Raw genomic sequence first — 23,557 nt, forward strand, 5'->3', positions numbered from 1 at the left:
TGGGGACCGTCCATGCTGCGGTCGCACCGTCTGCGGCCGGCGATCGGGCCAAGGCGCCGGAACGGTTGGAACCCGGCCGGCGATTGCTCGACCGCGCTGATGTCGAACCTTGGCTGGATGGGTTCATGGCTTCGTCGCTTCCGCGCAGCGACATTGCCGGCGCGACCGTCGCCATCGTCAAGGACGGCAAGATCCTGCTCACCAAGGGCTATGGCTATGCCGACGCTCAAAAGCGCGTACCCGTCGATGCCGACCGGCATCTCTTTCGGGTTGCGTCGATCTCGAAGCTGTTCACCTGGACCGCAGTCATGCAGCAGGTCGAGCGGGGCAGGATCGATCTCGATGCCGACATCAATCGCTACCTGGATTTCAAAATCCCGCCGTTCCACGGCAAGCCGCTCACGATGCGGCATCTGATGACGCATACGGCGGGCTTCGAACTCGTCATGCGCAATCTGTTCAGGGCGTCTCCGGACGGGGTCAAACTCGGTGACCGATTGAAACAATGGGTACCGGACAGGCTGTATGCGCCGGGCACGACACCGACCTATTCGAACTACGCCACGGCACTCGGCGCTTATGTCGTCGAGCGCGTGTCAGGCGAGCGGTTCGAGGATTATAGCGAGCGGCATATCTTGGGGCCCCTCGGCATGGCTCGCTCCAGCTTTCGCCAGCCGCTTCCGGCGCCGCTCGCGCGCGACCTGTCCAATGGCTACCTGCTCGGCTCCGGCGCGCCGTTTCCGTTCGAATATACGGCGCACATTCCCGCGGGGGGTCTAACGTCGACCGCACCGGATATTGCGCGGTTCATGATCGCGCACCTCAACGGGGGTGTGCTTGGCGAGCATCGCATCCTTCAGGAAGCATCGGCCAGGACGATGCATGCCTCACCCTATGCGATGCTGCCGCCGCTGCACGGTATGGGGCTCGGCTTCGCCCAGCACGACATCAACGGACATCGGGTGATCGTGCATGATGGCGACACCCGCTTCTTCCACAGCCAGCTCAATCTCTTCCCTGACGACAATGTCGGTCTTTTCCTTTCGCTCAACAGCACCGGCCGCGACGGCGCGATGGACATGGTTCGCTCCGCGTTCTTCAAGCAGTTCGCCGACCGTTATTTTCCGGCGGCCGATGCACGCGCGGTCACCGCCCCGGGAGTCGATCCCAAAATGGCGGCCAAACATGCGCGCGCGATGATCGGCCACTATATCGCCAGCGATCGCTCCGCCTCGAACTTTCTGGCGATCAACTCCTTCCGGTTCCCGACGGTGGTGGAAATCGATGACGAGGGCCAGCTGCTGATCTCGTCTCTGACCGGCGCCGATGGCGCGCCCAAACGCTGGCGGGAAGTCGCGCCCTTTCTGTGGCACGAAGTCGGTGGACATGACCGCCTCGCCGCGCAGCTGGTCGATGGCAAGCCGGTGCGGTTCGCCAACGACGAATATGCCCCGCTGGTCGTATGGGATCGGCAGCCCTGGTGGCGCTCCACTGCCTGGCTCACCCCGCTGTCGCAGATTGCCTTTGCCACCCTGCTCCTGACCCTCGTCACCATACCCGTGCAGGCTGCGGTGCGGTGGCGCGACGGCAAATCGGTATTGATGCCGCCGTTCCATCGAGGCATGCACGTCCTGCTATGGCTCGCCGCGCTCGCGGGAGCCGTTGTGCCATCGCGCTGGGTCGCGCTGATCCAGCCGATCATGACGTTCACCGCCGATGACCGAACGATCGAAGCGCAAATCCTCGGCACCTCCCTGCTCACCTTCTTTGCCTATGTCGGCGGACTGCTGGCGGCATTGACCGTGTGTTGGTTGGCGTGGACGAAATCCGGTTGGTTCAATCGATCGTGGAACGTCGCAGTTGCGACCTCATTCGGCGTTTGTGCGTATATCGCCTGGACCTATAATCTGCTCAGCTTCAACACCGGCTTTTAGAGCGCCGTGCCAGACCATGGCGCCATTCAGCCGGCGCCAGCGGCCCGGCGGAACTCCGGCTCGCCGAGCGAAGGCGCGACTGAAGTGGCTTTGATCGTAGAAGCCACAATCGATTGCGATCCTCACCAGTGGAAGATCTGTCGACAGCAGCATTTCCTGGGCTTGGTGGACCCGGGCGCATAGCAGCCACTGGCGCGGTGTGATCCCGGCGGAGGCACAAAAGGCGCTGATAAAATAGCCTCGAGACACGCCGCAGCTATGAGCGAGCTCCCCAACGTCGATCGGTCGGGAGAGGTGATCCGCCATCATCTTCTTGGCTTTACGCTCCTGCCAAACGGACAACCACGGCGCGAGGCGCCCAGAGGTCCGGGTTCCAGTCCGCCCCCCGCTCCTCCGATGCTTCAGTCGATAAGGGTGGCGTCCCGCACGCGTCTCCTGCCCCGACCTCCGGCCATCTTGAGGCATTCGTCATGCCGGGCCCCCGACTTGTAGCTTGGCGAGAGTTGCCAGAACCATGCAGGGTCGGCGCCGTAGCGCCGGATTCGCTGCCTGTGGCGCCAGGTTCCTACCGCGAGAATGAGCAACATGGCATAGGCCCACCCCGCCACGACCATGCCATAGGCCCAGGGCATGATCTCGAGACGAAGGCCCGCGAGGTGGGAGAGCGCCACGCAGCCCTGGATCGCCGCTATCCAGGCGGGCCAGAAGCGCGTCGAGAGAATGGAGAGGATATAGAGTGCCCGAAAAGCGGCGGGGTCGACCGCGACCATTGGCTATTCGACGCCGCTGAAGCGCGTGCTCATCGGCGCGACCACCCAAGCGCTGAGCTGGAAGTCGGCGATCAGGATGGCTGCGCCGATCCTCTCCGGTGCCCCTCAGCGGACGATCGCGAAGAGCGTGGAGACGACATAAAGGCTGTTGAATATCAGTATCCTGACCATGACTGCCCGCAGTCGGCATTGTCGCGCGCCCGGTCAACCGGCAATCGCATCCGGATCTTCCGAACGTGCCGACGGCTTGCTCTCCCAAGAGGGCAAAGGGATCTTGTCGCCCCCCTGCGTCTCGGGAATTTTTCAGGTCGCGCCGCATCCCGTCGAGGCTCTGGTGCCCGCTGGTGGCTTTGCCCATTGCTTCGTTGATCAAGGCGATGGAGGCGACAAAATCGCTGATCACCTCGTTGCCGACGGCGCCGGACAGGCGTGCCCGCGCCCGGGCCTCGGGGAGCAAGCCCAGCACCGCCGACCCGCTCGAGAGCGCACGCCCGAGAGCGGTCTCGAAGGCTGCGAGGTGGGACAGGATTTCGCCGGCAACCTCGTGACGCTGTATCTGGATCTGACGCTTTTCGACAAATGACATGATCTTCACTCCCCACGGCGCCGCGGCCGTCGCTAGACAAGAGCCGATGTCAGCGTGTGAGAGCGATGGTAAGCTGAGAGAGCTCCGATACGACCGCCATGATCGCCCCTGCTCCGACGGCGATCGCGCCAAAGAGCATGAAGGGCCAAATCAGGCGCCATCCAAGTTCAAGGTCGTTCCAAGGCCTGTCTTTCGTCGCGAAAGGCAGGAGGCGCGACCGCTCCACCACCGCCGCCTGCTCCAATGCTGACGTCTCGGTGGGTCGGTTTTGACCGGCGGATGGCGGCTGGGGCGATCCTGATTTATTGGTATCCGAACTATTGGTGGGGTCCTCAAGCGTCCGCAAAATCTCGCCGCGCTCCAGCTGTCGCTGGTTCCAAGCTTCCGGCGGGCGGACTTGAGATGTTCATTGACCATATTGACGGAAAGACCTGTCGCTTGTGCAACCTCCTTCGCACGCATCGGCGCGAGAATCAGTCTGAGGTATTGCTTCTCCCGCGCGGTGAGACGCTCGATCGTCATGCAACGAACCGAAGCCTAAACCCGGAAGCTCCCCTGTAACCCGCGGATCGCGCGCCAGGATGCCCGGAATGCAAGGCATAAAACATCGTGATTCGACTCCTTTCAATCCGGCCAATCGCGGTATAATGTCGACCCGCTCTTCCGGCGTCGATCCGGTCACGCTGCGCGGATATCGAGCCGACGCGTTGAAAAGTTCGATCCGCAGCCTAGTCAAACAGGCTGCGCCCATCCGCACTATGATAATGAATCGGGACAGCGGCGCCTCAAGAAATCGCGCACAATAGAGCGATCCTTCATTCCCGCTCCAGCGGCACCGGCTTGGGCAGGATCCCGACGATCATCGGCTTTTCCCGCCGGAGCCACAGTGCTATCTGCGCATCTCGATCTGACCTCGCCCAGGTTCGCGGATTATATTCTTCACGGCGCCTGTCCGCCTTCCCGCCGGTCCTCCCGCGATTGCAAGATGATAGCATTGCGCGCCGATGATCGCCACGGACTTATCGGTCGAATAGCTCGAACGATGGACGCCAGCGACAGCTATGCTTGCGCGCAGGCGCGTCGGGTGCGCCGGACCGCGGCACCGTCCTCAGCATGACGAAATGGAACGACGCGGTGCGCAGACTTATCGGCAGGCGAGAGTTCGTGAGTTTAGGGGCCGGCTTGGCCATGACACATCTCCGTGACAGGCCGCCGCGAGACTCTCTCCTGGCCTTGACCCGTCGCGAAGCGGGGCCCCTCTCTTCCTCTTGTCCGGCCATCGGCCGGACTGCGCGCAGCGGCGCGCCGGGACACGGCGTCACTGACCGGCGTCAGCCTGCGACAAGAGCCGGGGCGCGAGTTATCGACCGATGTCGGTTCGGCCGCTCTCGACGCCCCGGTTCGATGTCTTCAACATATCTGAGACGTCATCGCTCGGCCAGCGCTGCTGGATCCATGTTCCGCAGATCGTCGAGCAACGCCGGTCCATTCGGATGCCAGCCCAGTTGCGCGCGCGTCTGGGTGCTCGCGGCCGGCATGTCGAGACTCGCGAACATGGCGAACCATCCGAAATAGTCCGCCGCCTCGCCGGGAGACAAAGAGATAACCGGCAAGCCGAGGCGGGCGGCTACCACCTCGGCGATCGCGCGCGCGGTAATGCCTTCTTCCGCAACGGCATGGTATCGCGCCCCTGCTTCACAATGATCGAGAGCAAGAGCGTAGAGCCTAGCGACGTCGAGGACATGCGCTGCGGGCCAGCGGTTGCTCCCTTCTGCGACATAGGCCACCGATCCTTTCTCGCGCGAAATATCGATATAGGGGGAGATGAGGCCCTGTTTCGCCCTGTCGTGAACCTGCGGGAGGCGGACGACCGATATGTTGACGCCATCTTCCAGGAGCGCCTGTGCCGCGACTTCGGAAAGCACGCGCGGATTGGGTTGGTGAGGATTGTACACATCCTCGGAGGCTGGATGACCATCTCCCGCATCGCCCATCCCGGTGCCCGACGTGATCAGCAGCGGCCGGTCCGAGCCTTTGAGCACCGAACCCAACGCCGCGATGACACGCTGGTCCTTTTCGCAGTTCGCCGCGAAGTTCTCGAAGTCATGATCGAAAGCGGTGTGGATCACCGCGTCGGCATCCGCAGCCCCCGCCCGAATGCTGCCCAGATCCTCGAGCGCGCCGCGATGCACCTCGGCACCCGCCTCGGCAAGAAACTTCGCCCCGCCATCTGACCGGGTCAGGCCGAGCACCCGGTGCCCTGCTGCGAGAAGTTCGGGAACGATCCGCGATCCGATGAAACCGGTCGCACCTGTAAGGAAAACACGCATGAAGACATCTCCGATATTGTTCAGAGAGGCGTTTATGGCTAGCATCTATTCCTGTTAAAGTAGTGATCTTATCATAGTATAAAAGTCAACAGGCTGACGATGTCCGATTCCGGGAATTTTCTTGGCACATTTCTGCGCGATCGCCGCATGCGGCTTGATCCGGCAAAGTTCGGCTTTTCGGCAAAACGCCGGCGCACGCCCGGGCTCCGCCGGGAGGAGGTGGCCCAACGCGCCAATATCAGCCCGACCTGGTACACCTGGCTCGAGCAGGGGCGCGGCGGGGCGCCATCCACCGATGTTCTCGAACGTATTGCGACGGGACTGATGCTGACCGAACCCGAGCGCGAGCATCTTCACATCCTGGCCTTTGGCCATCCTCCCGAAGCGCGCTACCGCGAGCCGGACGGCATCACGCCGCGGTTGCAACGGGTGCTCGACGCGTTGCCCTTCACCCCCGCGGTCATCCGGACCGCCACCTGGGACGTGATCGCCTGGAACGCGGCCGCGGCTTTAGTGCTGACCGATTATTCCCGGCTCCCCCGGCATCAACGCAATGTCCTGCGCCTGATGTTCTCCAACGCTCACGCGCGCGCCGTCCAGGACGATTGGCTCGGCGTCGCGCGCTTCGTGGTCGGCGCGTTCCGAGCGGATGCGGCGCGCGCCGGCGCTGGCGCGGAGATCGGCCAGCTGGTCGAGGAACTCTCGCGAATGAGCCCGGAGTTCGAAGCATTGTGGCGTGAAAATGAGGTTCAGGGTCACGGAGACGGCGTGAAACGCCTGCACCATCCCCGGATCGGACCGATCGAGCTTGAGATTTCAACCTTTGCCGTCGAAGGTAGGTCGGATCTCAACATGATGGTCTATCACCCGGCAACGCCAGAGGTGGCGGAACGCGTGCACATGCTTATTCTCGATTGCGATGCGGACGCGCAAGTCTAGCCTGAGCTGTCGCCGCTACCCGCGCCGAGGATGCCTCCGACAAGGCGGCAGCTCAATCGAAAACAAAGCCGTCCATCAGTTTGCGCGCGCTGCGAAGCAAGGCCACGCTGATCACTTGGCCCTGCGTATCGAGATCGAGCTGACAGCTCAATTCGCCGGTGGGATGTTCGATAGGCAAAGTCTTGCGCTGCCCCGACGGTATGTTGGCAATCTCGGCTGCCGTCGAGCCTTCAATCAGACAAGCGGTCGCCACGCTGACCGCTCCCAGCACCCCGACGCTCGCATGCGCGACATGCGGAATGAAGCTGCGAACCGTAACGGCGCCGCCATCGCGCGGAGGCGCGACGAGCATCATTTTGGGCACCGATTTCTTGCGCACTTCGCCCAGATTCATCCGCTCCCCGACGGCCAGCCTGATGGATTCCAAACGCTCCTTGAGCGCCGTGTCCGCGTTGAGAGTATCGCGATCCTCATAGCCGGTGATGCCCACGTCTGCCGCCCGCATGATGACGCACGGCATACCGTTGTCGATCAGCGTGACCCGGACACCTTCAACCATGTCGGAGGCATTGCCGGTGGGCAGCAACGCCCCGCAAGACGAGCCTGCGGTATCGCGAAATTCGAGGAAGATGGGAGCGGCTTTTCCGGGAACCCCGTCGATCCGCGCATCCCCGGCGTAGCAGGGCGAACCGCCAGGCGTCTGGACTGTCGCGACGGCGACCTGGTCGGTGTTCTCCATGAAGATTCTCACGGTTGTTTCATCGCCGGTGGCAGAGACGAGGCCGCGTTCGATGGCGAACGGCCCCACTCCCGCGAGAATGTTTCCGCAGTTCTGGGCGTCGCTGACCAAGGCCTGATCGACGAATATCTGCAGAAACAGATAGTCGACATCGATGCCGTCGCGGCTCGACTTGCTGATGACAGCGACCTTGCTGGTCAGCGGGTCTGCACCGCCCATGCCGTCAATCTGGCGCGCGTCGGGAGAACCCATGATCCGCAGGAGAAAGGCATCGCGCGCCGCGCGGTCCGCGGGCAAATCCTCGCCGAGAAAATATCCGCCTTTCGATGTTCCCCCGCGCATCCACATGCAGCGGACAGACTCAGACATAGCGCAATCCAGCCGCCTCCAGCTTGGAGCGCATGTCATAAATGTCGAGGCCGAGTTCACCCACCGCGAGCCGTCGGCGTTTTTGCTCTTCCGCGGCTTCGCGCCTCCGCGCGCTTTCCAGAACCTCTTCCGCGCGGTCTCTTGTCACGACGCAGACGCCGTCATCGTCGGCGACGATGACATCGCCCGGGTGAACTAAACCGCCAGCGCAGACGATCGGTATGTTCACGGATCCGACCGTCGCCTTGACGGTTCCCTGCGCATGGATGGCGCGCGACCAGACGGGGAAACCCATTTGGATAAGGTCGCTCACGTCGCGGACGCCCGCCTCAATGACCAAGCCGCGGCATCCCCGCGCTGCTGCCGAGGTCGCAAGCAAGTCGCCAAAATAGCCGTCGGTGCAGGGGCTGGTCGGCGCCAGCACCAAAATATCGCCCGCCTGCAACTGCTCTATCGCCACATGCACCATCCAATTGTCGCCGGGCGGTGCGGAAATCGTAACGGCGCTACCGGCAACGCGCGTGCCGGGGAATATCGGTCGCATATAGGGCGCCATGAGACCCGTCCGTCCTTGGGCCTCGTGCACCGTCGCCACGCCGCACCGGCCAAGCCCGTCGACGATTTCAGGTATCGCGCGTTCGATGGATCGGACAACGACTCCGCTCATGCGATTGCTCCTTCTTGCCCGCCCGCAGAAAGCTTATCCCGCCAAGGCCCGCAAATGGCTTCGCTGCACGAGGCATAAATTTATGCTAATGAAATGCGATGCGGACCCATGACCTGAATCTTCGCCATCTTGCCGCACTCGCGGCGGTCCGGTCTTCGGGATCGATCAGTGCGGCGGCACGCATGGTGCATCTGACACAGCCAGCCATCACGCAAGGCGTCGCGAAGCTGGAGCGGCAGCTCGGCATGCCGCTGTTTACCCGGCAGCCCGAGGGAATGGAGCCCACGGCAGCCGGCATTCTCATGTCTGATCGCATCGAGGCGGCCTTGCGGCTCGTCGGCTCGCGCCGCGCCACGATGGCCCAGATCAGGGCCTTCCTCGGCTTTGTGGACCATGGAACCTACGCCGCAGCCGCAAAGGCTATGGGGATCTCGGAGGCATCGCTGCATCGCGCGGTCGGCGATTTCCAGATAGCGCTTGGCCCCCGCCTGCTGAACAGGCGCGGGCGCAGTCTCGTCCTGACCACGCAAGGACAGGAAACCGCACGCAATCTCCGCCTCGCCATCGTCGAAATCGAAGCTGGACTTGTCGAGCTCGCGGCGTTGGCCGGGCGTGAGATCGGCTCGATCAGAATCGGGGCGATGCCGCTGGCCCGCGCCCGTCTGTTGCCCGAAGCGATCTCGGCATTTCACGCCGAGCATCCGGGAACTGACATTTCCGTGGTTGAAGGTTCCTATGCGGAGCTCGTCGTGCTGTTGCGCGACGGCCGGATCGACCTGATGGTCGGCGCGCTGCGCGCGCCCGAAGGCGTCGACCTTCGTTCGGAACCGCTGTTTCCCGACATACCGCTGATCGTCGGACGCAAGGGCCATCCGCTGGAAGCGGTTCGTGGCGATATCGAGGCCGTCCATCTCGGTGCTTATCCGTGGATCATGCCCGCGGTCGGCACGCCGCTCCGCACGCTCTGGAGCGAAATGTTCGAAAAGCTCGGGGGGCGGCCGCCCCATGTGGCGATCGAGTGCGGATCCGCGATGATGATCCGCCAGATGCTGCATGGCAGCGATCGCCTGGCTTTGCTTTCTTCGGACCAGATTGCGCTTGAGCTCGAAACCGGGTGGCTCGCCGCCTATGGTCCTGCACCCGGCAGCCTGGGGCGGACCATCGGGGTCACCTATCGCGGCGACTGGCGGCCCACCGCAAGGCAAGCACTGCTTCTCGGTCTCCTCAGGGTAATTTCCGAATCTTTGTCCACAAAAATTTATAGCCCGGCGACCGTTTCGATTGGCCGCACGTCGCCGGCAGCGAATAGGCCGCTTTCTTGAACCGGACCATGGCTTAATCGGTGAGAGCGAGAAGGGCCACCGGATAAGGAACAGGCCACATGTCGCTGATTATCGATTGCCACGGACATTATACCGTCGTGCCTGCGGCGCATGACGCTTGGCGCGAGTCGCAAAAGAGGGCGTTCGAGGCGGGTGTTCCGGCTCCGCTCTACCCGGATATCTCCGACGCCGAGATTCGCGAGACGATCGAAAGGAATCAGCTGCGCTTGATTCGCGAGCGCGGCGCCAACATGACGGTCTTCTCACCGCGCGCCTCGGCGATGGCACCGCATATCGGCGACGAGAACGTTGCCAGGGAGTGGGCGCAGCGTTGCAACGATCTGATCGCGCGAGTGGTCGATCTCTTTCCCGACAGCTTCGCCGGTGTGTGCATGCTGCCGCAATCGCCAAAGACCGATTTGGCCACCAGCATCGCCGAACTGGAGCGATGCGTCGTCGAACTTGGATTCGTGGGCTGCAACCTCAATCCCGACCCGGGGGGTGGTCATTTCACGCACCCCCCCCTGACGGACCCTTATTGGTTCCCCCTTTACGAGAAAATGGTCGAACTCGACGTGCCGGCAATGATCCATGTTTCCGGCAGCTGCAATCCGGCGATGCACGCGACCGGAGGCTATTATATCGCGGCCGACACGATCGCCTTCATGCAATTGCTCGAAGGAAATCTCTTCGCTGAATTCCCGACGCTCCGGTTCATCATTCCGCACGGCGGCGGCGCGGTCCCCTATCATTGGGGGCGCTATCGGGGCCTTGCCGACATGCTCGACAAGCCGTCACTCGACGAACATCTGATGAACAATATCTTTTTCGACACCTGCGTCTATCACCAGCCGGGAATCGATCTCCTCGCCCGTGTGATCGATACCAGCAACATCCTGTTCGGCAGCGAGATGGTTGGCGCGGTTCGAGGGGTCGATCCGACGACCGGCGAATATTTCGACGACACGAAACGCTATATCGAGGCATTGAACATCAGCGACACGGAACGTCACGCGATTTTCGAGGACAACGCTCGCCGCGTCTATCCCCGGCTGGACGCCAGGCTGAAAAGAGCGGGTCTGTGACCTGCTCCTGTTCAAACCATTCTTCGCCGGGAGCGCCGCATGTCGGCTATAGCTCGGCGATGATTGAAAGGACCTGCGTGCCTGAGCTCAGGATCAAGACCTGTTCGCCGGGCTACCACCGGATCAAAGGAAATCATTGATATGGCGCGCATCTCTGCCGGTGTCGGATCGAGCCACGTCCCGCTCCTTGGCGTCGCCGTTGACCAAGGCAAAACGGGCGACGCCTATTTCGGTCCGATCTTCAAGGGCTATGAGTGGACGAGGCATTGGGAAGCGGAGATGGCAAAGCCCGACGTAGTCATTCTTGTTTACAATGATCATGCGTCGGCTTTCGATATGAAGATCGTCCCCACCTTTGCGATCGGATGCGCAGAACGCTTCGTATCGGCCGACGAAGGCTGGGGACCCCGGCCCGTCCCCGATGTCGATGGCCACCCCGACCTCGCCTGGCACATCACGCAGAGCCTGATACTCGACGAGTTCGACATGACGATCATCAACGAGATGGCTGTCGATCACGGCCTGACCGTGCCGTTGTCGATGATGTTCGGAACCCCGGACGTGTGGCCCGTCAAGGTCATTCCTTTCGCGGTGAATGTCGTCACCTATCCCGTCCCGTCGGGAAATCGGTGCTGGGCGATTGGCGAGGCGATCGCGCGCGCCGTGAACAGCTTTCCCGAGGATCTCAATGTCCAGATCTGGGGTACGGGCGGCATGAGTCACCAGTTACAGGGTCCCCGCGCGGGGCTGCTCAACCGCGAGTGGGACAACAGGTTTCTCGATGCCCTGGCAGGCGACAGCGACGCGGCGCGCTGGATCCCGCATATCGAATATTTGCGCGAGACGGGGTCCGAAGGCATTGAAATGGTGATGTGGTTGATCATGCGCGGCGCGCTGGGCAAGGAAACGCGCTGCCTTCACCGACACTACCACATTCCGTGCAGCAACACGGCGATCGGCCATATCGTGCTGGAACCGGTCGATGGAAGCGTGCCGCCTGGACCGATTCCGGCGCGAATCCATAGTCTGACGACGATATCCGGTTAGGTCGCGCCGCGCTGACAGGCCCAATTCTCACATTCTCGGGGTGTAAATTGCGCCTGCCGTCAGCGGATATTTTCGGGAGAGGATTGTCCGAATGCCGCCGCGTCAGCGATGCTTTCCATCCGTCATTCCTGTCCCTGTTCTGCGCGTGCCTCTTCGATAAAAGCCTCGATCCAACCTACCGCGTCCGCCGCGGTGTGACTTCGGGAATTGTCGCCGATCACCACCTCGGCAATTGCATGACCGGCCAGCGGAGCAGTCACGACGGTGTTGAACAGCCAGACCCCCTTCTCTGCCGCAAAGCGCCGGTTGAGGGTCGTCAGCCCTTCCGGCTTGCCCGGCAAAATCAGTTGGAAAGCATTGGCGTGCGGCATCATCGGATTGACGAGAAAGCGTTCGGATAGTTTCGCCGCCATTTCCCGGGCCCGCGCAACATAGTCTGGCATGGCCGGAAGGTGGTGGTCGAGACCCGAAAGCGCGGAGAGAGCATAGGGAAAAGCCGTGAACAGATTGCCGCCGAAACGGGCCTTCCAGGTTCCGAGCGATGCAATGAAATCCCCCGAGCCGGCGACGACGGCGCCCCCCAAGCCGCCCATTCCCTTGTAGAAGGAAACATAGATGCTGTCGGCCAGATCCGCGAGTTCGCGAAGCGCGATCCCATAACCCGCAGCAGCTTCCCACAGGCGGGCACCATCGAAATGCAGAGGAATATCGCGCGACCGACACCAAGCCGAAATCGCCTTGAGTTCGTCGAGGGGTGGAAGGAGATAGCCCGCGCGGCGCAGCGGCAATTCGACGACGATCGCCGCCAGAGGGTCGCTGATCCGTTCGACGTCGCGCAGCAAAAAGGGGCCGGAACTTCCCAAACGCACCGGGGCAAGTCCGGCAACCCGCTCGAGGCCGTTCAGTTCGTCGACATCGATATGGCTGAGGGGATGGATCGCGACATTGTCGGTTCCCGCCTGCTCGGCATAGCGCCGCAAGACCGAGAATTGCGCTGTGACGCCCTTTATGACGAACAGGCCGCGTTCCTTGCCAAGCAACGCCGCGGTCCGCTCCTCCAGCTCCGATACCGCGCCGCCCGAACCGTAGAAATCCGGCTGTCGCTGCGCCGCTGGATGCGCTGCCAGGGCCTGGAGAAGCCCCGGCACAGGAACCGTCTTATGTCCCGGCAGGATATGGGCGCATCCCAGCCGGAGTGCCTGCTCATCTTCGGTCAAACTGTACCGCCCTTCTTTAGCCGTTCATGATGTCGAGGGCATCGCGCGCCCCGCGCCGACCCTGCAGCATTGCGTTCGCCATGCTCTGCCGGCCTTCATATTCGGAATGGCAGAAAACGACCCGGCCGTGCGGTTTCTGCAGCAGGTCGATGGGCCCTGGGCCGCCGTCCTTGTCATAGAAAAATCCGGGGCGCGGAGCCGAATAGGCGTGTCCCCAGCGGTTCACGACGATCCCCGCGATGTCACGCTTCGCGTCGAAGCCCGATGGGCCGAAGATATCGTTCATCTGCGTCCGAAGGCGACGTTCGATATCGGCATAGGACCATTCCATGATCTGTGTTCGCGCGAGCGCGCCCTGAATGTCGGGGTCCTGCCCTCGCGTGAGCACGGGAATATAGAATGTCAGCATCATCGGATCGTCGGGCGTCATGGTGCGTTTGTCGCTGCCCAGCGCGAAATTTTGCCGCGCGGTGACATGCCAGAAGATACCGCCCGAGAATGTCCGGACCCCCGGAAGTCCGAGCTTTGCAAGCCAGCGCCAGTTGCGAACCGCGACATTGACCACGAGCACAGGACCGTATCGGAGACCCGAGAACGCCTGCGTGAACTCCGGCGAAAGGTCACGCACCATCCGCCGCGCGACCCAGCCGCCCGCCGCGACGACGACCGATTTCGCACGCGCGCGATGCGGCTTGCCGTCCTTTATATAGGTGACGATCACATGGCCGGCGGTCCTCGGATCGCCTTCATGCTCAACGCGCACGACCGTGCTCGAACAGCGGACGCGAACCTGGTTTCCGGGCATGTCGAGAGCCGCGAGCTTCGCCGGACCGGTGACGAGCAGTTGGTCGGTGGTGGTCTGGGGGGCGAAGCTCCCGGGTGCGACCTTGCGGAGCATCGCGCGGTAGATGGCGGCATTGCCGCCGGGAAAGGACATGGCGTGAATGCCGCCGCGCTTGGGCGGCGCATCGGCTGGCTTGGTTCCCGACAGGCCGACGATGCTGACCGCTTTCGCCGAGATCGCCTCGCTGCTGACCCCGAACAAGCCCACCGCCAGATAGGGATCAACGAAGTCGATCACCCGATCGCCATAGCCGAGCTTCTTGAGCAGTTCGGCATAGGTCATGCTGTCGAGCCAGCGGTCGGGGTCGGCTTCCTTCGAAATCAGATCACGGCGATTGTGCACGAAGTCAGCCAGGTCGCGTTGCTCATTTGCGGGCCAGGGCGTGTTGGCGAAATCCTGCCGGGCGGGATTCTTGGCCCATTTCCCCGGGCCGAAATAATAGTTGAGCGGCGCAAGCGAAGTCGGGAACATCGAATCAAAATGCTCGTTAGGAAGCTCCAGCTTCTCGGCACCGCCGCCGAGCTGCTGGAGATCATAGGTCAGCGGAATATCCAGCTCGCGGAAATAGTTACCGTACACTTCGTAGGGCGTGCCCTGCAACGCCGGCACGATTTCCGCGGCGCCGTTCGACCCCTGCGGGCCGACGACACGGATGCCGTCTACATCGAGTTCATTCTGCTTGGCTTCGCCGCCCGGGAAGGGATGGTTTTCGAGCAGCAACGCCTTTTGGCCGGGCTTCGCGCCTTTGGTGAATTCATAGACGGCGGTAAGCCCCGTAAAGCCTCCTCCGACGACGATCAGGTCGAATTCCTCATCGACGGCGCCGGCACTCGCCGTGTCGTAGAGCCCGTCGCGGATGCCATGCGCGGCATGGACGACGGCCTCCGTATTGCCGTTCGACCATTGATAGTCGCCGACCCCGCCAAAGCCGGTCCACGCCGATCCAGACGGTCCGTTTACGCTCCCGCCCGTCCCGCCGGAGGAACCGCATCCGGCCAAGGCGAAGACACCGCTTGCCGCGAGCGCGCCGTTGACGAAGTCGCGCCGAGTAATCGGGCAGGTAATGCCGAGGCTTTCGTCGCCCTTGTTACCGCCCATCGCCGGCAAGTCTGATCCGTTGCCCATATCGCTGATCCTTGTCTTCATCCATTTGACGCGCCAGCATCGTCAATCGTCCGAAAAGGACGCCTTTTTTTGCGCGCGATCTCATCCGCCGTTGCAAGGAGGCGGGGCGTCGGGAAACCACGCGCCCACGTCGGCCTGCTCCAGCGCAAAACACGAAGGAAGATTCTGAAGGCGAGATGAAAGTCTAGAGGCGCGCCGCGCCGACGACGGTTCAAACCTGATCGGTCATCGCCGCGATCAAGGCTTGATTTCCTACCCTAGCCACCGCCTGCGAAGCGCAAAAGATCTGGCGGCGGGCCATGTCCCGGTCCGGGCGTTAAAGCAGAGCGCACAGCGATGTTGGCGGTAATTTACAGCCCGGCCTGAACCGCATGCGGCTTGATGCCAGCGCATTGTCGCCGCTAACTGAACGATCCGCTATTCCTGCCGCCCGTCGTTCAGCGGGCTCGCACGATGAACTCGACTTCGACGAGCGCGCCGAGCGGCAGGCTCGCAACGCCGATCGTTGTCCGCGCGGGATAAGGTTCCGCGAAATTTTCGGCGTAGATCGCGTTGAAAGCCGCAAAGTTCGACACGTCGGTCAAGAAATTATTCGCCTTGATGACGTCGCTGAAGCCTAGACCCGCAGCATCGAGAAGCGACTTCAGATTTCGGAACACCTGCCGCGTCTGCGCCTCGAACCCTCCCTCCACCAGTGCGCCCGTGGCGGCATCGAGGCCGATTTGCCCCGAGGTGAATAGCATGTCCCCGAGCTGGCTGGCGAGCGAATAGGGCCCCGCACGCAGGCAGCCCTCCGCTTCGACGATGACGCTGTGCCCGGAGCGGCCTTCGACATTTGTCATGACAAGTCTTTCCTCTAATGATTTGATATTGAACAGGTTTTTATATACTCTCAGATGATCTCAGTGCCGGATGCCTTCGCGTGAGCGCCGCACCGGATCGCACGACAGGACCCCGGACCGGTGGGTACACCGAACAGCGCAGCCGCGGCGCCCTCGGCAACCAGAGGCCGCATGCAGGCGGGCGCCGCCGCGCATCGTCTCGCAGATATTTTCCGCAGCATCGATGCGCCGCGTCGCGGGCATCGCCCAATCACTCTCTGCCATTGCGGCAGCCCGTCGGCGGGGTGCGGCGGGTTGGCAGCCCCGGTCACCGCGCCCCGTTCGGCGCCGCTTGAGTCTTGCCGCCGATTTGTCCTGGCGCCGGATTGGGGAAAGGACGCTGGGCAAGTGGCCGCCCGCTGACGAAGGCGCGCACATCCGCCAGGAACGCCCGGCGGCCTTCATCTTCCGAATAGAGCATATGCCCGCCCGGATAATAGGCAAAGCTCGTGCGATCGCTAGGCGCCCCGATCTGACTGAACTGATAATCGGTCTCACCCATCGTCGTCGTCGTGTCGAAAATACCCTGTGTCACCATCAGACGCATCTTCGGCATTGCCGCCATCTGCTCGCGCAGGATGATCTCGGACCCGGAATGGGGCGCCTTGATATAGCTCCAGCTCTCATCGAACGCGAAAGGGTCTTCGACGACCGAACGATAGTTGGGCAATCCCTCGGCGTGGAAAATGTCCGTCCGCAGCTTGCCCGTTGCAGCAGTCAACCCCGCCATCATCGCCGTGAAATCGCGCTTCGCATCATCGGGCACGGTCTCGATAGGCTCGACCTCGCGCCCGTCGAACTGACCGAGCGCCAGCTTGCGCTCGGCCAGCAACTGGCGCCGAATATTGGACAGGCGCAGGTTCCCCGCGAGCCATGTCGTTGCTGGCACGCCGGTGAGCTCGGCCAGCCGGTTCGCGACCCGCAACCGCTCGGCTTCAGGGGCGCGATTGCCCGCCACCAGCGCCGAGCCATAATCCTTGAGCGCAAACGCCTCGGCGGCGCGCACCGCCTCCTCGAGGGTCTGCCGCTTGTTGTCGATCAGCCCATGATGCCAGGCGAGGGCCGCTATATCGGGAAGACTGTTGATCGCGCGCACCGGGTCGGGAAGCTTCACCATGTCGGTCGCCAGGCCATTGTACCAAAATGCCTGCGAGACGAGAATCAACCCGGCCGGCTCCAGGCTTGGCGTCGCCACGCGAAGGTCGCGCGCCAGCAGCACGGCGCGAATTGAGCCATAGCTTTCTCCCAGGATATACACGGGCGACGACAGGCGTCCATTGTCGGTCAGCCAACGCAGGATCACTTGTGCGAACGCGCTCGAATCGCCGTCGGTTGAACGAAAGGTCTTGGGATCGCTCCCCGGAAGCGGGCGACCATAGCCGGTTTCCGGCGCATCGATGAAAACGAGGTCCGCGATATCGAGGACGGCATCCTCGTTGGGAACAACCGGCGTCGCCGGGTTTCCCATCGCCGCGACGTCGAATTCCCGGAGCCGATCCGGGCCCATCGCGCCGAACAACAAGGTGTTCGACGATCCGCCAGGGCCGCCGTTGAAAATGAAGATTACGGGGCGTGCGGCTGCTCTAGACCGTTCCCCCTTCGCCACGAAGGTGGTGGCGAACAGGCTGGAGGCCGGTTTTCCGTCACGGTCCTTCACCAGAAACTCAGACAGTCTGGCCTCGTAGCGGATTTTCATCCCACCGAAGGTTCCGCTGCGCTCCGCCGAAAATTGTCGCGGGCCCATGTCGGCGAACACGGCCACCGCCGGCCAAGTCGAGGCCGACGGCATTATCGCGGGGACCTCGTCGGCGAAAGCGGGTGATAACCAGGACAAGGCGATTGCGGTCCAAAGCATCTTTACCGGCTTCGATCTGAACATGCTCTAATTCTTCCCATGAAATTGCTGGATTAGGTCGCTGAATTTAGAAAAAACACACCCGCCCGACGTCAGAAGGACCGGTCCAGATAGAGACCGATCATGCGCGGAGGGATGAAGTGGGTGCCAAAAGGGCTTGAGACCAGGGCACGCGCGGTTTCGGCGGTAGACGCCAATGCCCCCCGCCTGTCGGTCATGTTCCGGCCGAACAAGCCGAAAGTCCACTTGTCGTTTCGAACGCCGGCGCGAAAATCGAGCCTGGCAAAACCAGGCAATTCTGTCCGAATACTACCGGGCCGCTGCGCAAAACGCTCCTCGCGCTCGCCGATATAGGAAAGCGTTGCGCCGAGCGAAGCCGTCCATTGATCGTCGAGCGCCCTGTCATAATCGGCCGATATCGAACCGCTGAACTTCGAACTGAAAGGCAAGCGGTCGCCTTTGAAGGCGCCAACGCCTGCGGGTGGATTTTCCGAGTAGCGGGCCAGATTGTAGCTTCCGGCCAACGACAGGCGCAGCCCCTGCGCGCCGCGATACTGGAACGCCACTTCGACGCCCCGGCTGTCGGCCTTGCCGCCGTTCGTGAAATAGGAAAAGAGCTGGGCGTCGGGATCGAGAATGCGAACCTGTACGCGCCGCCAGTCGATAAAATAAGCCGCCATATCGAACGTAAGGCGCCCATCAAGAGCGTCGCCCTTGAATCCGAGTTCGTAGTTCAGCGTGGTATCGGCGTCGAATGTTCGCGGCAGCGCGAAACGCGCTGCCGATCCGTTGGGTCCCCCGGGACGATAACCTGAGGCAAAGCGGAAATAGGTCATCAGGTGCCGGTTGACCCTGTATTGGGGGACAACGAGGAAGGTGACGGCATCATCCTCGGACTTCGCCGAGGCGGTGAAGGGAACGCCCGGAGAAACCTCGCCGAGCGGGCCAAGATCAATCTCGCGGTAGCTTTGCCAATTGCGGCTGTATCGCAAACCGAGTTGCAGGCTGAACCGGGACGTGGCGTGGTAGGTCGCATCGCCGAACACGGCCATTTCCTCATAGGTCGTAGGAAAATCGGCTGCGAGCAGGTTGGCGACAAATGCTCCGCTCGCCGGATCGACGGCATCTATCACCTGGATGCTCCGGCTATCTTCCCTGGTATAAAAGCCGCCGATCAGCCATTCGAAAGACCGTGCGGCCGGCGAGGAGAGGCGGAGTTCCTGGGTGAACTTTCCCGTCCGCATATTGCTGGTCAGGTAACTGCCGGGCGCGACCGAAGCGAAAAGACCGGAGCTGTCGGACGTTTCCTTGTTGCGGTTGCGGCCATAGCCCGTCACCGATTTCAGTTCGATGTCTTCAAGGTCGAGATCGATATTGGCAGTGAACAGCGTGCTGCGCGTGCGATACGCACCGCTGCCCTGCAGCAGCGACTGATTGAGATCGCCGAGAATCTGCCGTTGGAGATAATCGGTCGTCACCCGTGAACTGCCGTCGCCATGCGAATATTGATGCATCGCGCCCAGCCGGACGGTCAGCGTCTCGGTCGGCCGGATCAACAGGCCGACACGTCCGCCCACGACATCGATCCGGTTGATATCGGTGCCGCCAGTCAGGATATTGTCGACATAGCCTGGTGTGCGCCGGGAATAGGCGCTCGCGCGGATCGCCGTCCGCTCGCCAAGCGGCAAGTTGACCGACCCGCGCACGCCATAGCCGACCTCTCCCTTGTGGACGGCACTCACGTCCGACTGAATACGGCCCGATGCGCGCTCGACCGAAGGATCCTTCGTCACATATTTGACGAGCCCGCCAAGGCTGGCGGCACCGTACAGCGTGCCCTGTGGCCCTCGCAGCACTTCGATGCGCTCGAGATCGGCAGGATCGAGGTCGGGCTGCACCAGCTGGCCGTCGGCCAGCGCGGTGCTGCTCCCATACGGGACATCGTCGATCGACACCGCCACCGTCGGATTGCCGAAGACACCGGTGGAAATGCCGCGAATGATGATATTTGCCTTACCATTGCCCTGTGCGTTGAGGCCGACGCCCGGTATTTGCTCGAAATAATCCTGCAGCCGGGTCTGGTTGCGCGCGGCGAGTTGACGCGGATCGATGACCGTGACGGGCACCGGCGTATCCTGCACCAGCTCCGATCGCTTCTGCGCCGTCACGATGATTTCCGGCACACGCGCCGCTGCGATGGGCTGCGCGGGCCGGGCCGACGAAGAGGGCCTTATTTTTTCCTGCGGCCGCCCGGCCGCCGCGGATCGCCCCCGCAAGATACGCTCGACCCGAAAGCCGCCTTTCGAATTGGCGACTGCGCGCAAACCCGAGCCGCGTAAAAGCTCGGCAATAGCGACATTCACGTGCATGGACCCGCGAACGGGTCGCGACTTTTTGCCAGCCGCGATGTCCGGAGAGAATATGATCAGCACGTCGGATTGACGCGAGAATTCAAGGAGTGCGGCTCCCAGCGGCTGAGCCGGAATGTCGAACTGCCGTGCTTGGCTTTGGGCGATCGCGAACGGCGCGGCAACCATGGTTCCCCCGCCAACCGCGGCGAGCAGAGCTGCCCGCAACAAGCCCGTTCTGAATGCACCGACCATAGGCCCCCTTGCTACGCGATGCGGCCTTGACGTTGCCATCCCGGCCGATCGCCTCTCAAACAATTGACGCGCGACACGGGCCAATCGTCAGTTGCGTGGGTCAAGAAACCGCAGGTGCCTGCCCGCACCTCATTTGTCGGCCGATTCCAGGCGATAACTTCCGCCGCCGGTTGCAGTGGCGCTGACGGGAAGAACGGTGCCGACCGACGCCAGGAATGCCGGTATCTCGCTCGCCTTGAACGATGCTGTCACCCGCAGATCGAGGATCGCCTTGTCATTCACCGTGACACCGGGCGCGTAATAACGATTCACATCCGAGACAAGGTCGGCCAAGCGGCTATTCTCATAGACCAGCCGCCCTTCGCGCCATGCGCCGGGCGTGGGCGCCGGACGGCGGCTAATCGCCGTCGCGGCCGTCATGCGGGCATCAAGGCTGATTTCCGCCCGCTGCCCCGCCCGCAACATGGCGACGGCCGATCGCTCGGCGGGGTCCGGATCGGGCCTGCTCACCTGAACGAGCCCCTCGAGCACGGCGACACGCACCGAGTCAGCCGCATAATTCACGTCGAACTTGGTGCCAACCACGCGCGTCACCGACTGCCCAGCCTCGACAAAAAATGGTCGCTTTTTATTGTGGGCCACTTCAAAAAATGCCTCACCGCCACCGAGAACGACGCGCCGGTCGCGCTCCCCAAACTTCACGGTCAGCTTCGATTTGGGACCTAGCGTGACTTGGCTGCCGTCGTCCAGCGTCAGCAGCTGCGTCTGCGCCACGTCGGTCTGATAGACCAGCGGCCGAGATAACAAGGATGGAGAAAGCGCGAAAATCAGAAACGCGGCGGCGATCGCACCAAAGCCGCCAAGCGCGATCTTCGGCGTGCGCATCCGGCTCCACCGACTTGCCGGCGCGGGCGGCGGCACCGCAGGCGCACCCTGCCCGACGTCAAGCACCGGGAGCGTCGCCCATGTGCGAGACAATTCGGTCCAAGTGTCGCGATGCCTCGGATCGGCCGCAAGCCAAATTTCGAATTCGTTCTGCTCGAAAGCCGTGAGCTCGCGTTCGTCGAACAGCACGATCCATTCGCTCGCTTGCTCGTCGATCCGTTCCTGATCCGCGTCATATAGATACGCGTCGTTACTCACATTCCACCTCTCTGAGCGCGCGCTGACATAGCACGAGCGCCTGAGCCAATAGCATTTTCACCAACGTCGCCGAACAGTTCATCTGCCTTGCGATTTCCGCGCTGCTCAGTCCGTGGATCCGATTCATTACCAAAATATCCCTTCGGCGCGGATCCATGTCCTGAATGGTCAGCTCCAGCAGCCGCCATTGCTCTTTCGCCACTAAGACGCGCTCGGGATCAAAATCGTCAGTCTCTTCGCCGGTCGCCCTGACATCGGAAGCGTAGTCGCCGCGGACCTTCAGCCTGCGGCGCTGATCGAGCACATGGTTGCGCGCGCTGGCGATCAGGAACGCCCGAGGATTTTCGATGCCCTCCCGCCCGTCGATCGCCAGAAATTTCTCGAAGGCGACCTGTGCCACGTCGGACGGATCGGGCGGCCCCGATCCGAAGGCCCGCTGAATGTAACGAACAATGGTGTCGCGATGGTCACGATAAAGGGTGTCGAGCTCCCTGCCGTTTCCAGCATCAGCCATAGGATTTTGCGATTTTGCTTTCGAGCCCAGCAAATTCCACCGCCTCCCAGTCCAGATCATAGGCGGATTAGCAAAGCGAGTCATCGTTCAAACCGGGTGATTCTGGTCCGTTCCATCTTCATCGTTCGCCGCCCCCACACGCATTCTCTCATTTCACTTCGATAATTCCGACATCGCCGACGATCTTTATCCTCGTGCCGAATGGCGCCGACAAGCTTTGCAATTGTTTCAAGATGACTTGCGCGCGTGCACCGCGCGCGAGGCTCGGCGAGCCGCTCCGTGCGCCTGCACCTGGTTCGATTGCCACCGGATGAAGCGTGATGGTTTTCGCTTTCCCGCCGCTGTAGGTCACCACCGGGACGAAGCTGTCGAACCATCTGTCCGGCACATGGATTTTTTCTCCGCTCGGCGTATCGAGCACCCGTTCGCCGCCGAAATCGAGGAAGAGGCTTCCAAGTCCGTAAAAGATCGGCGTGCCTTTGTAGATTTCAATGCCGCCGATGATGTGCGGGCCGTGCCGCGCAACCGCGCTTGCCCCGCGGTCGATGACCGCGTGAAACAGTTCGATTTGAAAGCTCGCCGGGCGGGGGTCGTTGGGACTTGCCGCCTCGTTCGCGTGCTGAAGAAATACGGGGTGATAGGCGATGGCAGGCCCCTCCTCCTCACCCGCGGTTTCATGCGCGTGGATCGAAAAGAGGACGACGTCCGCACGCTTTCTCGCTTCAACAACGGAATTAAGCAACGCGTCCTTATCGGACGGCTTCATCTCCCAAATCGATTCCAGTGTCTCGCCCTGGCGAAACAACTGGTCGCCCACGCGGATGTCGGGTCCTTCGCGAAGCGCTGTCGGCCCGGCCGCTTCCAATACCGCCGTGTACAGTTCGGGAGGCACGACGCGGACCTTGCGGACGTGAAGCGGGCTGATCCCCGGCCGCGGCTTCGACGTCGTTGCATGCCGTTCTAGCGCCGGGCCGGCGACCGCTGTTGGCGGAAAAGTCGATGCGGTCGCAACCAGCGCGATCGCACCCTTGGGCGTGATCTGGAACACCGGTGCGCGTGCCGACGCGTCGCTGAGTCCAGCCCCGCCGGCCACGACGCCTGCATCGGCGAGATTGCGAAGCGTCGAAACCAGACCTTCCGCACCCCAATCGGTCGGATGGTTGTTCGCCACCGAGACGAGGCTCGCACCCATATCCTTGAGTTCGGCGGCATGGCTCGCGTAGCGTAGCGGATAACCGCCACCATTCTCGGCCGAAGGATAACCGGAGAAGCGGTTCAAATCGAAGACCGCATTTTCCTGATTCACGAAGCCGACGTCGGCTTTGCGGAACAGTTCGGCGACCTCGGCAAAGGCCGGATCGGTCGCGCGGTTCATGGGATGGACGGGGCCGATCATGTCACCGCCGAATGCAACAGTCACGACCGGAGCTTCGTCCTTTTTCCCCTCTTTTGCGAGCAGCGGCGGGGCGAGAAGCGCTGCCAAACAGAGCAGCGACGCCATCCGGCGCTTGAGGCTCCCCGATCTCTTCATCTCCACTCTCCCTCAATGCTTCCTGAGCCTCGTCCGCTTTACGGCGAACACCAGTC

21 protein-coding genes are annotated in these 23,557 nt (G+C 62.3%); 7 read left to right on the forward strand and 14 right to left on the reverse strand.

Annotated features, from left to right (window positions below; translation table 11 throughout):
- Positions 1-125 precede the first annotated feature (125 nt).
- Positions 126-1,934 carry a serine hydrolase domain-containing protein gene (locus FHR22_RS10210; RefSeq protein ID WP_166941742.1) on the forward strand — a complete coding sequence of 603 codons (1,809 nt, stop codon included), beginning with the start codon at positions 126-128 and terminating at the stop codon, positions 1,932-1,934.
- On the opposite strand, the gene FHR22_RS22755 is transcribed toward FHR22_RS10210, so the two are convergent.
- The gene (locus FHR22_RS22755) at positions 1,869-2,399 is read right to left on the reverse strand and encodes a helix-turn-helix domain-containing protein (RefSeq protein WP_425057435.1); all 531 of its coding nucleotides are present in this window, start codon (positions 2,397-2,399) and stop codon (positions 1,869-1,871) included. The two genes, FHR22_RS10210 and FHR22_RS22755, sit on opposite strands and share 66 nt — an antisense overlap.
- Entirely contained in the window at positions 2,336-2,704 is a 369-nt protein-coding gene (locus tag FHR22_RS10220; RefSeq protein WP_166941746.1) for a hypothetical protein, read from the reverse strand. The genes FHR22_RS22755 and FHR22_RS10220 overlap by 64 nt, the downstream gene beginning before the upstream one ends.
- Before the next feature lie 148 nt (positions 2,705-2,852).
- Between FHR22_RS10220 and FHR22_RS10225 the strand changes: the two genes are divergently transcribed.
- A complete protein-coding gene (locus FHR22_RS10225) occupies positions 2,853-3,287 on the forward strand; it encodes a hypothetical protein (RefSeq protein WP_166941748.1) in 435 nt (144 codons plus the stop codon).
- 153 nt (positions 3,288-3,440) lie between these two features.
- On the opposite strand, the gene FHR22_RS22760 is transcribed toward FHR22_RS10225, so the two are convergent.
- Positions 3,441-3,812 carry a helix-turn-helix domain-containing protein gene (locus FHR22_RS22760; RefSeq protein ID WP_166941750.1) on the reverse strand — a complete coding sequence of 124 codons (372 nt, stop codon included), beginning with the start codon at positions 3,810-3,812 and terminating at the stop codon, positions 3,441-3,443.
- 905 nt (positions 3,813-4,717) lie between these two features.
- The gene (locus FHR22_RS10235) at positions 4,718-5,620 is read right to left on the reverse strand and encodes an SDR family oxidoreductase (RefSeq protein WP_166941752.1); all 903 of its coding nucleotides are present in this window, start codon (positions 5,618-5,620) and stop codon (positions 4,718-4,720) included.
- A gap of 99 nt (positions 5,621-5,719) precedes the next feature.
- Here FHR22_RS10235 and FHR22_RS10240 point away from each other — a divergent pair, with 99 nt between their 5' ends.
- On the forward strand, positions 5,720-6,559 hold the full coding sequence (locus FHR22_RS10240; protein ID WP_166941754.1) for a helix-turn-helix transcriptional regulator: 840 nt from the start codon (positions 5,720-5,722) through the stop codon (positions 6,557-6,559).
- A 52-nt stretch (positions 6,560-6,611) separates the two neighbouring features.
- Here FHR22_RS10240 and FHR22_RS10245 read toward each other — a convergent pair whose 3' ends face one another.
- A complete protein-coding gene (locus FHR22_RS10245) occupies positions 6,612-7,667 on the reverse strand; it encodes a 4-oxalomesaconate tautomerase (RefSeq protein WP_166941756.1) in 1,056 nt (351 codons plus the stop codon).
- Positions 7,660-8,334 carry a 4-carboxy-4-hydroxy-2-oxoadipate aldolase/oxaloacetate decarboxylase gene (ligK, locus tag FHR22_RS10250; RefSeq protein ID WP_166941758.1) on the reverse strand — a complete coding sequence of 225 codons (675 nt, stop codon included), beginning with the start codon at positions 8,332-8,334 and terminating at the stop codon, positions 7,660-7,662. The genes FHR22_RS10245 and ligK overlap by 8 nt, the downstream gene beginning before the upstream one ends.
- Before the next feature lie 98 nt (positions 8,335-8,432).
- Between ligK and FHR22_RS10255 the strand changes: the two genes are divergently transcribed.
- From FHR22_RS10255 to FHR22_RS10265, 3 genes are all read left to right on the forward strand, one after another.
- Positions 8,433-9,656, forward strand: coding sequence for a LysR family transcriptional regulator (locus tag FHR22_RS10255; RefSeq protein ID WP_166941760.1), 1,224 nt, complete (start codon positions 8,433-8,435; stop codon positions 9,654-9,656).
- Positions 9,657-9,715: 59 nt separating this feature from the next.
- Entirely contained in the window at positions 9,716-10,741 is a 1,026-nt protein-coding gene (locus FHR22_RS10260) for an amidohydrolase family protein (protein WP_166941762.1), read from the forward strand.
- Between the two features lie 141 nt (positions 10,742-10,882).
- Entirely contained in the window at positions 10,883-11,788 is a 906-nt protein-coding gene (locus tag FHR22_RS10265) for a class III extradiol dioxygenase subunit beta (RefSeq protein ID WP_166941764.1), read from the forward strand.
- A gap of 122 nt (positions 11,789-11,910) precedes the next feature.
- Here the strand turns inward: FHR22_RS10265 and FHR22_RS10270 are convergent, their stop codons facing one another.
- The 4 genes from FHR22_RS10270 to FHR22_RS10285 form a co-directional block, all read right to left on the reverse strand.
- Positions 11,911-13,005 (reverse strand): threonine aldolase family protein, encoded by a 1,095-nt coding sequence (locus tag FHR22_RS10270; RefSeq protein WP_166941766.1) that lies wholly within the window; start codon positions 13,003-13,005, stop codon positions 11,911-11,913.
- A 16-nt stretch (positions 13,006-13,021) separates the two neighbouring features.
- Positions 13,022-14,974 carry an FAD-dependent oxidoreductase gene (locus tag FHR22_RS10275; RefSeq protein WP_166941768.1) on the reverse strand — a complete coding sequence of 651 codons (1,953 nt, stop codon included), beginning with the start codon at positions 14,972-14,974 and terminating at the stop codon, positions 13,022-13,024.
- Positions 14,975-15,411: 437 nt separating this feature from the next.
- Positions 15,412-15,816, reverse strand: a complete 405-nt coding sequence (locus tag FHR22_RS10280; protein ID WP_166941770.1) for a Rid family detoxifying hydrolase — start codon at positions 15,814-15,816, stop codon at positions 15,412-15,414.
- A gap of 307 nt (positions 15,817-16,123) precedes the next feature.
- The gene (locus FHR22_RS10285) at positions 16,124-17,551 is read right to left on the reverse strand and encodes a S10 family serine carboxypeptidase-like protein (RefSeq protein WP_166941772.1); all 1,428 of its coding nucleotides are present in this window, start codon (positions 17,549-17,551) and stop codon (positions 16,124-16,126) included.
- Between the two features lie 46 nt (positions 17,552-17,597).
- On the opposite strand from FHR22_RS10285, the gene FHR22_RS10290 reads away from it, so the two are divergent.
- Complete coding sequence (locus FHR22_RS10290; RefSeq protein WP_166941774.1) at positions 17,598-17,741, forward strand: hypothetical protein; 144 nt, start codon at positions 17,598-17,600, stop codon at positions 17,739-17,741.
- A 61-nt stretch (positions 17,742-17,802) separates the two neighbouring features.
- Here FHR22_RS10290 and FHR22_RS10295 read toward each other — a convergent pair whose 3' ends face one another.
- From FHR22_RS10295 to FHR22_RS10310, 4 genes are all read right to left on the reverse strand, one after another.
- Positions 17,803-20,397 (reverse strand): TonB-dependent receptor, encoded by a 2,595-nt coding sequence (locus FHR22_RS10295; protein ID WP_243853638.1) that lies wholly within the window; start codon positions 20,395-20,397, stop codon positions 17,803-17,805.
- Positions 20,398-20,442: 45 nt separating this feature from the next.
- A complete protein-coding gene (locus FHR22_RS10300) occupies positions 20,443-21,456 on the reverse strand; it encodes a FecR domain-containing protein (protein ID WP_166941775.1) in 1,014 nt (337 codons plus the stop codon).
- Complete coding sequence (locus FHR22_RS10305; RefSeq protein WP_166941776.1) at positions 21,449-22,003, reverse strand: RNA polymerase sigma factor; 555 nt, start codon at positions 22,001-22,003, stop codon at positions 21,449-21,451. Before FHR22_RS10305 ends, FHR22_RS10300 begins: the two co-directional genes overlap by 8 nt.
- Positions 22,004-22,118: 115 nt before the next feature.
- Positions 22,119-23,501: a CapA family protein gene (locus tag FHR22_RS10310; RefSeq protein WP_166941777.1), complete on the reverse strand. Its 1,383-nt coding sequence runs from the start codon at positions 23,499-23,501 to the stop codon at positions 22,119-22,121.
- Positions 23,502-23,557 lie beyond the last annotated feature (56 nt).

The organism is Sphingopyxis panaciterrae (assembly GCF_011762125.1).
Taxonomy (GTDB): domain Bacteria; phylum Pseudomonadota; class Alphaproteobacteria; order Sphingomonadales; family Sphingomonadaceae; genus Sphingopyxis; species Sphingopyxis panaciterrae.

Coding starts and splice junctions, on each gene's coding strand:
- FHR22_RS22755 (WP_425057435.1), bottom strand. CDS start 2,399: ATGCCTCAAGATGGCCGGAGGTCGGGGCAGGAGACGCGTGCGGGACGC.
- FHR22_RS10210 (WP_166941742.1), top strand. CDS start 126: ATGGCTTCGTCGCTTCCGCGCAGCGACATTGCCGGCGCGACCGTCGCC.
- FHR22_RS10280 (WP_166941770.1), bottom strand. CDS start 15,816: ATGACAAATGTCGAAGGCCGCTCCGGGCACAGCGTCATCGTCGAAGCG.
- FHR22_RS22760 (WP_166941750.1), bottom strand. CDS start 3,812: ATGACGATCGAGCGTCTCACCGCGCGGGAGAAGCAATACCTCAGACTG.
- FHR22_RS10245 (WP_166941756.1), bottom strand. CDS start 7,667: ATGTCTGAGTCTGTCCGCTGCATGTGGATGCGCGGGGGAACATCGAAA.
- FHR22_RS10285 (WP_166941772.1), bottom strand. CDS start 17,551: ATGAAAATCCGCTACGAGGCCAGACTGTCTGAGTTTCTGGTGAAGGAC.
- FHR22_RS10265 (WP_166941764.1), top strand. CDS start 10,883: ATGGCGCGCATCTCTGCCGGTGTCGGATCGAGCCACGTCCCGCTCCTT.
- FHR22_RS10290 (WP_166941774.1), top strand. CDS start 17,598: ATGTCGGCGAACACGGCCACCGCCGGCCAAGTCGAGGCCGACGGCATT.
- FHR22_RS10310 (WP_166941777.1), bottom strand. CDS start 23,501: ATGAAGAGATCGGGGAGCCTCAAGCGCCGGATGGCGTCGCTGCTCTGT.
- FHR22_RS10235 (WP_166941752.1), bottom strand. CDS start 5,620: ATGCGTGTTTTCCTTACAGGTGCGACCGGTTTCATCGGATCGCGGATC.
- FHR22_RS10275 (WP_166941768.1), bottom strand. CDS start 14,974: ATGGGCAACGGATCAGACTTGCCGGCGATGGGCGGTAACAAGGGCGAC.
- ligK (WP_166941758.1), bottom strand. CDS start 8,334: ATGAGCGGAGTCGTTGTCCGATCCATCGAACGCGCGATACCTGAAATC.
- FHR22_RS10240 (WP_166941754.1), top strand. CDS start 5,720: ATGTCCGATTCCGGGAATTTTCTTGGCACATTTCTGCGCGATCGCCGC.
- FHR22_RS10255 (WP_166941760.1), top strand. CDS start 8,433: ATGCGGACCCATGACCTGAATCTTCGCCATCTTGCCGCACTCGCGGCG.
- FHR22_RS10220 (WP_166941746.1), bottom strand. CDS start 2,704: ATGGTCGCGGTCGACCCCGCCGCTTTTCGGGCACTCTATATCCTCTCC.
- FHR22_RS10260 (WP_166941762.1), top strand. CDS start 9,716: ATGTCGCTGATTATCGATTGCCACGGACATTATACCGTCGTGCCTGCG.